Origin of the sequence: Bradyrhizobium sp. NBAIM18 (assembly GCF_020193825.1) — a bacterium.
Taxonomy (GTDB): Bacteria; Pseudomonadota; Alphaproteobacteria; order Rhizobiales; family Xanthobacteraceae; genus Bradyrhizobium; species Bradyrhizobium yuanmingense.
Window position 1 is genome coordinate 35,440 of record NZ_JADYVO010000011.1, and the last position, 13,090, is coordinate 48,529.

Consider the following 13,090-nt stretch of genomic DNA (forward strand, 5'->3'; position numbering starts at 1 on the left):
CATGCGCGGCTGGATTGGTCGCGCAGATCGTATTTGAATCGACATGTCGAAGCGACCGGATGAGGATACCGCCCTCGCACGGCGTGCAGCGCTTGCGCTCGCAGGCTTGCTGCTGGTGTGCCTGACTTATATTTCACCCGCTCACGCGGCCGGCGATTTGCCGACATATCTGCCGAAGATCGTGCCTGCGGAGTTCTTTCCGGGGGCAGATCGCTTCGGGCCGCCCCAAGGCGATCCGCCCATCGTACCGGTCTATCGCGGCGATCAGCTCCAGGGATTTGTATTTCTCAACTCCGATCTGGCGAATTCCGTCGGCTACTCCGGCAAACCGATTCACCTGCTGGCCGGCATCGATCCGAACGGCGTCATCACCGGCATCAAGCTCGTCGATCACAAGGAGCCGATCGTGCTGGTCGGCATTCCCGAGGCGCGCATCGTCGCTGCCGTGAACGCGCTGATCGGCAAGGACATGAAGCCGGTCGCAAGTGGTGCCGAGAGGCCACCGCAGGTCGACATCGTCAGCGGCGCAACCGTCACCGTGCTGGTGATGGGCGACAGCATCGTTCGTGCGGCGTCCAAGCTGATCCGAAGCGGCCGCATTGGTGGCGGCGATGGTGCGACCGCGTCGGCTGCCCTGCCCCCCGTCATCAAGACACTCGATCTCGAACGCAGCGAAGTCCGCGACTGGGAGAGCCTCGTCGGCGACGGTTCGATCCGCCGGCTTCATCTCGGGATCGGCGACATCAACGACGCCTTTGCAAAATCCGGCAGCGCGGCGGCGACTCAATATCCCGAACCGGGTGACGCGAACGACACCTTCATCGATCTTTACGTCGCCCTCGCGAGTGCGCCCACGATCGGCCGCAGCCTCCTTGGCGAGGATGGCTATCGACGCTTGAAGGAGGGCCTTAAGCCCGGACAGCAGGCGATCATCGTCGCCGGCAACGGCCCCTACTCCTTCAAGGGCTCGGCCTATGTGCGCGGTGGTATCTTCGATCGGATCGAAATCCTGCAGGAAGGCAACAGCACCCGCTTCCGAGACCGGAACCATACCCGCCTTGGTGCGCTGGACGCGGTCGGCGCGCCGGAGTTCAGGGAAGTCGCGCTGTTCGTCACGCCTCCCGAGTTCACGCTGGATCCAACGCAGCCGTGGCAGCTTCAGCTCCTGGTGCAGCGCAGCCTCGGCGGCCGCGACAAGGCATTCCTGACCTTCGACGTCAACTACATCCTGCCCGATAGCTACATACGCCGCGAGCAGCGGGCCGTGACCGTGCCAGAGAGCGCAGCGCCTCCGCCCTCGCAGGCAGCCGTCGCGGCCGCCCCGCCGGCGGAGGCGGACGAGCCACTCTGGATGCGGATCTGGCGATCGAGCACGGTCTCGATCGCCATCACCGCCGTCATGCTGGCCGCCCTCACCGGCATCTTCTTCTTCCAAAACCTCTTGGTGCGCCGCCCGGTGCTCTACACCTGGGTGCGGCGGGGCTATCTCGCCTTCGTTCTGGTCTGGCTCGGCTGGTACGCCAACGCGCAGCTCTCCGTCGTCAACGTCGTCACCTTCACCAACGCGCTGGTGACCGGCTTCCACTGGGAATTCTTCCTCGCCGCGCCGCTGATCTTCATTCTATGGGCGGCGACGGCCGGCGGGCTCCTGTTCTGGGGGCGCGGACCGTTCTGCGGTTGGCTGTGTCCCTTTGGCGCACTGCAGGAGCTCACCAACACGGCTGCGAAATGGCTGAAGGTGCCGCAAATAACGGTGCCGTGGGGACTGCATGAACGGCTATGGCCGATCAAGTACATCATCTTTCTCGGACTGTTCGGGCTGTCGCTCTACTCCGTCGAGATGGCCGAGCGATTTGCCGAGGTCGAGCCGTTCAAGACCGCGATCATCCTGAAATTCTCACGAAGCTGGCCGTTCGTGGCCTATGCAGTCGCCCTGCTCGTCATCGGCCTCTTCATCGAGCGCTTCTTCTGTCGCTACCTCTGTCCGCTCGGCGCGGCGCTCGCGATTCCCGGGCGCATGCGGACGTTCGAATGGCTGCGCCGCTGGGAAGAATGCGGCTCGCCGTGTCAGCGCTGCGCCAAGGAATGCCCGGTGCAGTCGATCCATCCCGAGGGGCACATCAACGTCAACGAATGCATCTACTGCATGCATTGTCAGGAACTCTATTACGACGACCACCGCTGCCCGCACATGATCCAGGTGCGGCTCAAGCGCGAGAAGTTCGCGGCGATGTCGTCGCCCTCGATGCGCTCCGGCGGCAAGGGTCCCGCGACCGTCATTAGCGCCGGTGGCAAGCCCGTTGCCGCATCGGCAGTCCTCTCTCCACCCCCAAACTGAACCCGAAGCCGAGGAGGCAATCATGAGTGAAAACGAAAAAACCAAGGGCGTCAGCCGACGAACCGTGCTCGGAACGACGGCGGCCGCAGCGGGCGTGGGCCTCGCCGGCGGAGTGATGCTGAAGGACGGCGGATTCGTCGCGCCTGCGGACGCGCAGACCAAGAATGCCGCGCCGAAAGCACCGGCAGCCCGGCCGGCCGTTCACAAGACCGAGGTCGCGCCCGGCGAGCTCGACGAATATTACGTGTTCTTCTCCAGCGGCCAGTCCGGAGAGATGCGTGTCGTCGGTCTTCCCTCGATGCGCGAATTGATGCGCGTTCCGGTTTTCAATCGCTGCAGCGCGACCGGCTGGGGGCAGACCAACGAAAGCATCAAGGTTCTGACCGAGGGGATGCAACCTGCGACCCGCGAGTTCCTGAAGAACCGCGGCGGCACCTACCTGAACGGCGACCTCCACCACCCGCACATTTCGTTCACGGACGGCACCTATGACGGTCGCTATGCCTTCATGAACGACAAGGCCAATAGCCGCGTCGCGCGGGTGCGCCTCGACATCATGAAGTGCGACAAGATCATCGAACTGCCGAACCAGCACACCGTTCACGGCCTCCGCCTGCAGAAATATCCGCGCACGGGCTATGTCTTCGCCAACGGCGAGGATGGCGTGCCGCTGCCCAATGACGGCAAGATCCTGGACGATCCCAAACAGTATCGTTCGATCTTCAGTGCGATCGACGGCGACACGATGAAGGTAGCCTGGCAGGTGATCGTCAGCGGCAACCTCGACAATGTCGATGCCGATTACCAGGGCAAGTACTGCTTTGCGACCTGCTACAACGGTGAGGAAGGCGTCACTCTCGCGGAAATGACCGCCAGCGAACAGGACTGGGTCGTCATCTTCAACATCAAGCGGATCGAAGAGGCCGTGAAGAAGGGCGACTTCAAGGAGATGAACGGCGTGCCCGTGATCGACGGCCGCAAGGGTTCGGCCTACACCCGCTACGTTCCGGTCTCGAACAATCCGCATGGCATGAACACCGCTCCGGACGGCATCCACATCGTGGCGGCCGGAAAGCTCTCGCCCACCGTGACTGTGATGGACGTCCGCAAGTTTGACGACCTGTTCGATGACAAGATCAAGCCGCGCGACGTTGTCGTTGCAGAACCGGAGCTTGGCCTTGGCCCGCTGCACACGGCCTATGACGGCAAGGGCAACGCCTACACCACCCTTTTCCTCGACAGCCAGGTCTGCAAGTGGAACATCGACCTCGCCAAGCGCGCGTTCAAGGGCGAGAAGGTCAACCCCATCCTCCAGAAGCTCGACGTGCACTATCAGCCGGGCCACAACCACACCTCGATGGGCCAGACCAAGGAGGCGGATGGAAAATGGCTCATCTCGCTGAACAAGTTCTCGAAGGACCGCTTCCTGAACGTCGGCCCGCTCAAGCCGGAGAACGATCAGCTGATCGACATCTCGGGCGATCAGATGAAGCTCGTGCATGACGGCCCGAGCTTCGCCGAGCCGCATGACGCGACCATCGTCCACCGCTCCAAGATCAACCCCGTCTCGATCTATGACCGCGCGGATCCGATCTTTGCGGATGCGGTCAAGCAGGCCAAGGCCGACGGCATCAACCTCGAGGCGGATTCCAAGGTGATCCGCGACGGCAACAAGGTGCGGGTCTATATGACTTCGACCGCGCCGGCCTACGGACTCGATCAGTTCCAGGTCAAGCAAGGTGACGAAGTGACCGTCTTCGTCACCAACATCGACGCGGTCGAAGACCTGACGCACGGGTTCTGCATCGTCAACTACGGCATCAACATGGAGATCGGGCCGATGGCCACCGCGTCGGTGACCTTCACGGCCGACAAGCCGGGCGTCTACTGGTATTATTGCTCCTGGTTCTGCCACGCCATGCATATGGAGATGAAGGGCAGGATGTTCGTCGAACCGAAATCGGTCTGATCGGAGTGACTTCGTGCGACTTCTGTTACGCATGTTTCCGGCGGCGCTGGCCGCCGCCGGATTATCCGGCTTCGCCGAAGCGGAGACCTTGACGGCTGCGCCCGGCCAGCCGCTGCAAGCCGTGCTGGATCATGCGCGCGCCGGCGACGTCGTCGAGCTTGCGCCGGGCGAATATCATGGTCCGATCCGGATCGACCGCTCCTTGCAGCTGGTCGGGAGTCGGGACGCTGTGCTCGATGGCGATGGTTCCGGCAACGTCATTACCGTCAGCGCGGCCGATGTGACCATTCGCGGCTTGACCATTCGCGGGTCCGGCCGCGACTTGCAGGCGATGAATTCCGGGATCTTCCTGCAGAAGACGGCCGAGCGCGCGAGGATCGAGGACAACCGGCTGGTGGAAAACCTGTTCGGTGTCTATGTGCATGGCGCCAGGGGCTCGCGGGTGGCGCGCAACGAGATCGAGGGACTGCGCGGCGGGCGTCTCAGCGAGGCCGGCAATGGAGTCTCGCTGTGGAACGCGCCCGATGTCACCATCGCCAACAATACGTTCCGCTATGGCCGCGACGGCATCTTCTCGATCTCCAGCAGCAAGGACCGCTTCATCGACAACCGCTTCGAGCAGGTTCGCTTCGCGGTCCACTACATGTACACCAACGACAGCGAAGTCAGCGGCAACGTGTCGATCGGCAACCACGTCGGTTACGCCATCATGTACTCGAACCGTCTGGTGATCCGCGGCAACAGCTCCGATCGCGATCGCGACTATGGACTTCTCTTCAACTACGCAAACTACGCCCTGATCGAAGGCAACCGGGTCACCGGCGGCCAGCTGAACGCGACGATGCAGAAGCCGGAGGACGGGCCGGCCGAGGAGCGAGGCATGCTCCCGCAGCAGAAGCGGGAGAGCTCTCTCAAGACCGGCCCGGAAAAGTGCGTGTTCATCTACAACACCAACCACAACAAGTTCCGCAACAACTGGTTCGAGCGCTGCGCGATCGGCGTGCACTTCACGGCCGGCTCCGAAGGCAACGAGATCACGGGCAACTCCTTCGTCAGCAACGCCAACCAGGTGAAATATGTCGGCACCCGGCATCTCGACTGGTCGATCGGCGGGCGCGGCAATTACTGGAGCGACAATCCGGCTTTCGACCTGAACGGAGATGGTATCGCCGACACGGCCTACCGGCCGAACGATCTGATCGACCGCGTGCTGTGGACGGCGCCTGCGGCCAAGGTCCTCATCAACAGCCCCGCCGTCCAGGTGATCCGCTGGGCTCAGGCGCAGTTTCCTGCCCTGCTGCCGGGCGGCGTCGTCGACAGCCATCCGATGGTGTCGCCGCCGAACGGCCGCGCAGCGAAGGAAACGCCATGACGGGGATCGTACGCGTCAGCGACGTCACCAAGACCTATGGGCCGGTCAAGGCCGTGCGCGATACCTCCTTCACGCTTGGCCAGGGCGAGCTGGTTGCCTTGATCGGCCACAACGGCGCCGGCAAGACCACGCTCATGAAGCTCATGCTCGGGCTGATCCGGCCGACCAGCGGCTCCATCGAGGTTCTCGGGGACAATCCCGCCGCCGGTGAATTCGCGGGCCGACGGCAGCTCGGCTATCTCCCGGAAAACGTCTCCTTCGACCCTGCCCTGACCGGCCGCGAGACGCAGGCCTTCTACGCCAGGCTGAAGCGGGAGCCGGTTGCCAAGGGCCTGGAGTTGCTTGATGCCGTGGGCCTCGGCGCCGCCAGCCGCCGCCGGGTCAACACCTATTCGAAGGGCATGCGCCAGCGTCTCGGACTCGCGCAGGCGCTGCTGGGGCAGCCGCGCGTGCTGCTGCTGGACGAGCCGACCACCGGTCTCGATCCGGAGCTGCGGCAGACCTTCTACGACATCATCGCGCGCCTCGCCGCGGCGGGTGCGACCGTGTTGCTGTCGTCGCATGCGCTGACCGAGCTCGAAGAGCGCGCCGGCCGGGTCATCATCATGAACCGCGGCGTCAAGGTCGCGGACGGATCGATCGACGAGCTCCGTCGTCTCGCCCGGCTGCCTACCAGGATCCGCCTCAAGGTCGCCGGCCTTTCGCCCAGCGAGATGCCCGGATGGGCTCCGCAAGACGCCACCTGCCGCCGCTTGAACGGCCACATCGTCGAGATCGACGCCGCACCGGAGCGGAAGATCGAGCTGCTGCATCGCGCAACGGCCGCCGGCAATGCTGTCGAGGACGTCGACGTGGTCCCGCCGAGCCTCGACGAGCTCTACGCTCACTTTCTCCGACGATCGGAGCAGGCCTCATGAATATCCTGATCATCGCAGCCAAGGAGATCCATCAGGCGATCCGCAATCGCTGGGTGCTTGCGGCGACGCTGCTGCTGGCCGGGCTTGCCCTGTCGCTGACGTTTCTCGGCAGCGCGCCGACCGGCAATGTCGGCGTGCGCACGCTCGACGTTATCATCGTCAGCCTGTCGAGCCTGACCATCTTTCTCGTTCCGCTGATCGCGCTGCTGATGTCCCACGACGCCATCGTCGGCGAGATGGAGCGGGGGACGATGCTGTTGTTGCTCAGCTACCCGGTGGCGAGGTCGCAGGTGCTGTTCGGCAAGTTCCTGGGCCATCTCGCCGTTCTCGCCTTCGCGACCTGCCTTGGCTACGGACTTGCCGTGGCGGCGCTGGCGGCGACGGGCGGCCGTATCGATGGCGACAGTCTCGTGGCTTTCGTGGCCATGATCGGCTCCTCGGTGCTGCTCGGAGCTGCGTTTGTGGCGATCGGCTATCTGGTCAGCGCGCTCGTGCGTGATCGCGGAACGGCTGCCGGCATTTGCATCGGATTGTGGCTGCTGCTGGTGCTCATCTACGACATGGCGCTGCTGGGCGTACTTGTGCTCGACCAGGGTCGCAGCATCTCTGCGGCCGCGCTCAACGTCATGCTGCTGGCGAACCCGACCGACGCCTACCGGCTGATCAATCTGACCGGCTTCGCCAATGTCAGCACGTTCGCCGGCATGGCCGGCCTCGCCCAAACCACGTCGCTGACGGTGCCGGTCCTGCTGACCGCCCTGCTCGGCTGGACGCTGCTGCCGCTGGGCCTGGCCGCGCTCGCCTTCTCGCGGAGGGAGCTATGAGGCGCCGAACGCTGCTGCTCGCCCTGCTGCTGCCGCTCGCGCTCGCGGGCTGCAACGACAAGCAGGCTGCCAATATCCCGCCGCCGCATCGGATGACCGCGGAGGATATCGGCCACTACTGCGGCATGAACGTCCTCGAGCATCCCGGACCCAAGGGTCACATCTTCGCCGCGAGCTTGATCCAGCCCGTCTGGTTCTCGTCGGTGCGCGATGCGATCGCCTTCACCATGCTGCCGGATGAGCCCAAAGACATTTTGGCGATCTACGTGTCCGACATGGGCAAGGCGCCCGACTGGGACAAGCCTAGCGCCGACAATTGGATCGAGGCGCGCAAGGCGCTGTTCGTGATCGAGAGCCGAGTCAAGAGCGGCATGGGCGGCGACGAGGCCGTGCCGTTCTCGGACCGGGCCGCCGCCGAGAGATTCGCAAGTGAGAACGGCGGCAGGATTGTCGGCTTCGACGAGGTGCCGCGGGACTACGTCCTCGCTTCCGCGAATGCCGGCGGCGCGGCGCCGGACGAAGCGTCCGAAGGGGCGCCGGGTGACGGAGCGAGGAGGACGCCATGACGCCAATGCTGTCCCGCCGACGCTTCATCCGGATCAGCGCCGCTGCCGCGGGGCTCGGCGCGCTGTCCGTCGGACGTCCCGTTTGTGCCGAGGCCGCGCCGGTCACCTGGCGCGGCACGATGCTGGGCGCGGTCGCAGCGCTGGAGATTCACGACGAAGACCGCCGCCGGGCCGAGCGGCTGATCGCGCTGGCCTGCGCCGAGGCGCGCCGGCTCGAACGGCTGTTCAGCCTCTATCTCGACGATTCCGCCCTGGTCGCGCTGAACCGGACGGGTGTCCTGGTTGATCCGGCCGCCGAAATGGTCGATCTGCTTTCAACCTCGCAGCGCTACGCCACGCTGACGGGCGGTTTGTTCGACGTCACGGTGCAGCCGCTGTGGGAGCTCTATGCCCGCCATTTCGCGCGAGCTGACGCCGATCCGGCCGGCCCTCGCCCAGCCGAGATCGAGGCTGCGCTGGCGCGCGTCGACAGCAGCCGGCTGTCGGTCAGCCGCGACCGGATCGTGATGCCCAGGGGCATGGCCGTCACCCTGAACGGGATCGCGCAGGGCTACGTTACGGACAAGGTGGTCGACCTGCTGCGGGCGCACGGCATCTCGCACAGCCTGGTCGACATGGGCGAGGCCCGGGCGATCGGCTCGCGTCCGGACGGACGCCCCTTTGACGTCGGTATCGCCGATCCGGACAGCGCGGGCCACACCAAAACGGTGCTGCCGATCGTCGACCGCGCCGTCTCCACCTCAGGCGGTTACGGTTGCCAGTTCGATTCCGGGGCGCGCTTCAACCATTTGTTCGATCCCCGATCGGGCGGCTGCGCCCACCGCTATCGCAGCGTGACCACTGTTTCCCGCAGCGCGACTGCAGCGGACGCCTTATCGACGGCGTTCAGCCTGATGCCGGACGACCAGATTCGATCGCTGTTGCGGCGTGTCGATATCGACCGCGTGCACTTGATCGACGCGGCCGGCAAGTCGGTCGAATTATTGGCATAATACCCAACGACGACGCTCGTTTCCTTTCGGCGACTTCCCGGTTTGCGACCGCGAAGAAAGTTCGGAATTGTGGGCCAGTTCATAAAAGCTGGAGAGCCGCAGCCGCAGAGTTGATCCGCTCTGGCTCGAGCTGCCGCAACGACCAACTTCGCGACCGAAATGCCTGCATTAAGTCCATGAGCGCATTGGAAACATTGCGAGCCAGATTGCACGTTTGAGGAAGTGAAGCCGTAATTTTCACATTTTGGGAGCGCGCAGCGAAGAGACGCTCGCAGCAGGGGAGCCAGAGACATGCGTCGTGATTTGACCATCAAGACCGGCAGCATGGCCGGCACGTCCGATTTCAGGGTGATGGCTCCGATCAAGAAGGGGTTCGTGCCGTCCCTGGATGCGACCACGTACAAGACCCGCGTCAAATACGTGCTACGGGCGCTGAATGGCGGACGCGCCAACGCGTATGAATACGAGCTCGCCCGCGTGCTGACCGATTCCGTTGACCGCGTCGGGCGGATCCACTCGGTGGGCATCGCCGTGCTCGAACCCGAGGACGAATCCGTGGACGGCATGGACTATGTGCTGCTGACCGCCACGTTCGACGGCTCCTGGGAAGCCTATGTCCGCGTCATCTGGCAGAAGGCCGCCCGGCTGCTCGACCTCATCTTCTGCAATACCGATGGTTATGTGCTCGGATACGAGAACACGTACGAAAACTGGGGTATCTGGCTCAAGAGCAAGCAGACCGAAGCCTATTTCCTCTATGCCACCCCCGACCTGACCGTGGATGACACGCGCTTCCTGCGGATGGAGGAGCGGGTCTATCGGCGCGCCTCTGGCGCCGGCGCCGACAAGATCGTCACGCGGATCAGGATTCCCTCGCCGGAAGACATCGCGCGACACTCGATATTCGCGGTCGACGGCCAAGTCGGTGTCGATCCGACCAATGCCGGCTTCAGCAAACCGCTCAGCATCGAAGCCGCCGCCCGGCCTCCGTTTCGCCACGGCATCCGCGCACTGGCGGGACTCTACCGTCTGGCCGACTTCTATCCGCCGGGGACGCATGACGGGGTGCTTCTGCATCGGGCCGGCCACGAGCTGCTGCCCGAATTCGTCACCATGATCAACGACCCCACCTACGCGGAAGGCGTCAAGCGCGCTCGCCGGCGCTATGATGAGGCCCTGCGCTGGTTGATGACCCCGCCCGATGTGGCGCCGGTACGGCGCAACCTGCCCCTCGCCCCGCCGGCAAAACTGCCGTTGCAGGATCCCGGCAACGTGCAGGGCGGAATTCTGACCGCCTACAATTCAGATCACGGCTGCCTGCTGCTGCTGCAGTTCGCCAATCCGGCCGCACTGGCCGCGTTTCTCGACGTCCTCGAGGTGACTTCCGAAGCCGACGTTCTGACGCCGGGGCAGATCGTCACCAACATCGCATTCACGGTCGAGGGACTGCGTCAGACCGGCCTGTCGGACGAAGAGGTGCGCACTCTGCCGGAAGAGTTCGTGCAGGGCATGGAAAGACGCGCCGGCCTGCTCGGCGACGTGCGCTGGAATCATCCGCAGCGATGGCGCCTTCCCGCCAGCAATTGGGCGCTCGGGACCGACGCGCCGGACCTGCCCGAAGGCGACCCGGCGCCGCGCATCAGCATGAGCTCGGTCCATGCCGTCCTTCAACTTCGCCTATTGCTGTCCAAGGATGCGCAGCCGACGGCGGATGCGAGACAGGCGTTGATGGCCGAAATGAAGCGCCTGGTCGAGGTCGATGCAGGCATCAAGCCCCTTTCGATCCAATGGATGCAGCGGCAGCGCGATAAACGATCCGGCGACATGCAGGACCATTTCGGGTTTGCCGACGGCGGTTCAGACCCGGTGCTGCGTGAGTGCCAGGCAGGAAAGTATTATTCCAATCAGGTGCATCTCGGCGAAGTTCTGTGCGGCTACCCGAACCTTGCCGACGAGACGGCACCGTTCGGCGACGCGACCAAACGTGCTCACGCAATGCTCCGCGACGGCAGCTTCATGGCACTGCGTAAGCTGCGACAGGACGTCGAGCAGCTCGACGAAGTCCTGGCCCGCGCGACGCGACAAGCAGCCGAGACGGCCGGACCGGACGCACCTGCCCTGACGCGCGAGACGCTGATGGCCAAGATGATGGGACGCTGGCCGACCGGCCATCCCCAGGCCGGCCAGCCGCTCACCCCGACTCCGCCGCCCGCCGCACAGAGCAACGACTTCAATTACGACCCCGACCCACAGGGCCAATCGTGCCCGTTCCACGCGCATATTCGGCGCGCCAATCCGCGCGTCTCGATCACCAAGGCCGATGCCGGCGCCCGGCCCCCACGGATCGTCAGGCGCGGCATGTCCTACGGTCCCCCGGTTGACCCGCAAGCCGCCAAGGCCGCGCTGCAACCAGAGCGCGGCTTGGTCTTCATGGCCTACAATGCCAGCCTCGGCGAGCAGTTCGAGGTGGTGCAGAGCTGGCTCTCTGGCGGCAACAGCGCGGGTTCGTCCTCGGGGGTCAGCGATCCTTTCCTCGGCCTCGCCGAGCCTGGCCGGCTCCGGCATTTCCGGTTCGAGCATGAAGGCCAAACCATTCGCGTCGCGCTCGACGGCTCGGACCGGCTCCACGACGAACCTCGTCCGTTTGTTCGTCTGGAATGGGGAGCATATTTCTTTGCGCCATCGAAGAAGGCGCTTGCCGATCTAAAGCAATGGGCGGCGAGCCGGGGGTATAAACCGGCCGTGACATGGTGCGCGGATCGGGGAGAAAAGGAGATCGTGCGTCTACGCCTGATCGAGCGCCAGCAGGGCGAAGCCGCGGCGATGGCCGCGTGGAAGACGGCGCTCGAAGATCCGGATTCAGCCTCGCATTTCGTCAACGCCTCGATCTGGGCTGCGATCCGCGAGCGCCACGGCGGCGCGCTCCGCACGCCCTTCGGGGTCTTGGTCGCCGACCGCGACATGGTCTACAAGGTGTTCGCCGATTCCGACACCAAGCTGACCATCACCGGCTATCTTCCCCGCATGCTGCGGTCGTTCGGCATCCTCTATCTTGGCCGCGACGCCGGGCAGCCAGACCAAGTCTACGAGCAGGAATCCGAGGCCTGCAATGCCGCGATCATGGCCCTTGACCAACCCGCCGCATTCGAGCTGGCGCGCGCGGTCACACAGAAGGTGCTGGGCTTCATGGTCAAGCAGACGATCGACTATGCCGCCAGCGACGGCGAAGCGACCTGGGAGCTGACCGTCGACGTGCACGAATTGGTGGATCCGCTGCTCGCCGCCTTCTGCGAAGCGTGGTTCGGGTTGAGCGAGGACGGGGGTCATTTCCGCCGCGTCGGCTATCGCTGGGATTGGACGCCGGGCGAGCCGCCCGGCTATCCCGGCCATTTCCTGTCGCCTTCGCGCTACATCTTCCAGCCGCACCCGAACGCGACAGTGGAGGCGATCGGCGCGGCACATGGCGACGCTGCGCGCCGTGCGATGGAAGGTTTCCTGACGCAGTTCGGGCCGACAAACGCGCCAGTGACCAAGGCAGTCTATAACTCGCCGCGTGGCACCGGCGACATTCCGTTCGTGGCGCGCACCGTCGCCGGCGCCATGATGGGATTCATTCCGACCGTCGACGGCAACCTTCGGCGGATACTGAACGAATGGCTGCGCGAAGGAACGCTATGGGCGTTGCGCGCTCGCTATGCCGGCACGAAGGCAAAGAACTACATGGACGCCCTCAACCGGCTAAGAGACGACTTCATCCCCGCGATGCAACTTCGCGCGGTGCCCGAATTGATCTGGCGGACAGCCGTCGTTTCGCAAAGCATCGGAGGGGTCGAGGTGAGGCCTGGCGACGTCATCGTCGCCGGCGCAGTCTCCGCCACCCAGCAAAGTCTCGCCGAAGGTCGCCAGGACATCTATCACGCCTTCGGCGCCAACCGCAGGGTCGCGGGGCATCCGACGCATTCATGTCCCGGAGCAGACCCGGCACTGGCGGTGATGCTGGGTTTCTTCAGCGCACTGGTGGAGACGGAGCTGCCCTTGCGGACCGGCCCCATTCCAATGAGCCTGACGATGGACGGAAGAGTTCCCGCGCCGAGCCCACCGCCACCCTGAGC

8 protein-coding genes are annotated in these 13,090 nt (G+C 64.6%); all 8 read left to right on the forward strand.

The window, feature by feature from the left end:
* Positions 1–43: 43 nt before the first annotated feature.
* The 8 genes from I6F17_RS23275 (at position 44) to I6F17_RS23310 (ending at position 13,088) form a co-directional block, all read left to right on the forward strand.
* Positions 44–2,338, forward strand: a complete 2,295-nt coding sequence (locus tag I6F17_RS23275; protein WP_225129949.1) for a NosR/NirI family protein — start codon at positions 44–46, stop codon at positions 2,336–2,338.
* Positions 2,339–2,360: 22 nt separating this feature from the next.
* A complete protein-coding gene (nosZ, locus tag I6F17_RS23280; RefSeq protein WP_128261662.1) occupies positions 2,361–4,307 on the forward strand; it encodes a TAT-dependent nitrous-oxide reductase in 1,947 nt (648 codons plus the stop codon).
* 13 nt (positions 4,308–4,320) lie between these two features.
* Positions 4,321–5,679, forward strand: a complete 1,359-nt coding sequence (locus I6F17_RS23285; protein ID WP_225129952.1) for a nitrous oxide reductase family maturation protein NosD — start codon at positions 4,321–4,323, stop codon at positions 5,677–5,679.
* Complete coding sequence (locus I6F17_RS23290; protein WP_036039559.1) at positions 5,676–6,596, forward strand: ABC transporter ATP-binding protein; 921 nt, start codon at positions 5,676–5,678, stop codon at positions 6,594–6,596. The genes I6F17_RS23285 and I6F17_RS23290 overlap by 4 nt, the downstream gene beginning before the upstream one ends.
* Positions 6,593–7,420: an ABC transporter permease subunit gene (locus tag I6F17_RS23295; protein ID WP_225129954.1), complete on the forward strand. Its 828-nt coding sequence runs from the start codon at positions 6,593–6,595 to the stop codon at positions 7,418–7,420. Before I6F17_RS23290 ends, I6F17_RS23295 begins: the two co-directional genes overlap by 4 nt.
* Positions 7,417–7,986: a nitrous oxide reductase accessory protein NosL gene (locus tag I6F17_RS23300; protein ID WP_036039555.1), complete on the forward strand. Its 570-nt coding sequence runs from the start codon at positions 7,417–7,419 to the stop codon at positions 7,984–7,986. Before I6F17_RS23295 ends, I6F17_RS23300 begins: the two co-directional genes overlap by 4 nt.
* Complete coding sequence (locus I6F17_RS23305; RefSeq protein WP_225129956.1) at positions 7,983–8,978, forward strand: FAD:protein FMN transferase; 996 nt, start codon at positions 7,983–7,985, stop codon at positions 8,976–8,978. Before I6F17_RS23300 ends, I6F17_RS23305 begins: the two co-directional genes overlap by 4 nt.
* 291 nt (positions 8,979–9,269) lie before the next feature.
* Positions 9,270–13,088 (forward strand): Dyp-type peroxidase domain-containing protein, encoded by a 3,819-nt coding sequence (locus tag I6F17_RS23310; RefSeq protein WP_225129958.1) that lies wholly within the window; start codon positions 9,270–9,272, stop codon positions 13,086–13,088.
* The last annotated feature ends 2 nt before the right edge of the window (positions 13,089–13,090 follow it).

Bases quoted from the DNA above. Each gene is read 5' to 3' on its own strand.
- I6F17_RS23275 (WP_225129949.1), top strand. From the start codon at position 44: ATGTCGAAGCGACCGGATGAGGATACCGCCCTCGCACGGCGTGCAGCG.
- nosZ (WP_128261662.1), top strand. From the start codon at position 2,361: ATGAGTGAAAACGAAAAAACCAAGGGCGTCAGCCGACGAACCGTGCTC.
- I6F17_RS23290 (WP_036039559.1), top strand. From the start codon at position 5,676: ATGACGGGGATCGTACGCGTCAGCGACGTCACCAAGACCTATGGGCCG.
- I6F17_RS23295 (WP_225129954.1), top strand. From the start codon at position 6,593: ATGAATATCCTGATCATCGCAGCCAAGGAGATCCATCAGGCGATCCGC.
- I6F17_RS23300 (WP_036039555.1), top strand. From the start codon at position 7,417: ATGAGGCGCCGAACGCTGCTGCTCGCCCTGCTGCTGCCGCTCGCGCTC.
- I6F17_RS23305 (WP_225129956.1), top strand. From the start codon at position 7,983: ATGACGCCAATGCTGTCCCGCCGACGCTTCATCCGGATCAGCGCCGCT.
- I6F17_RS23310 (WP_225129958.1), top strand. From the start codon at position 9,270: ATGCGTCGTGATTTGACCATCAAGACCGGCAGCATGGCCGGCACGTCC.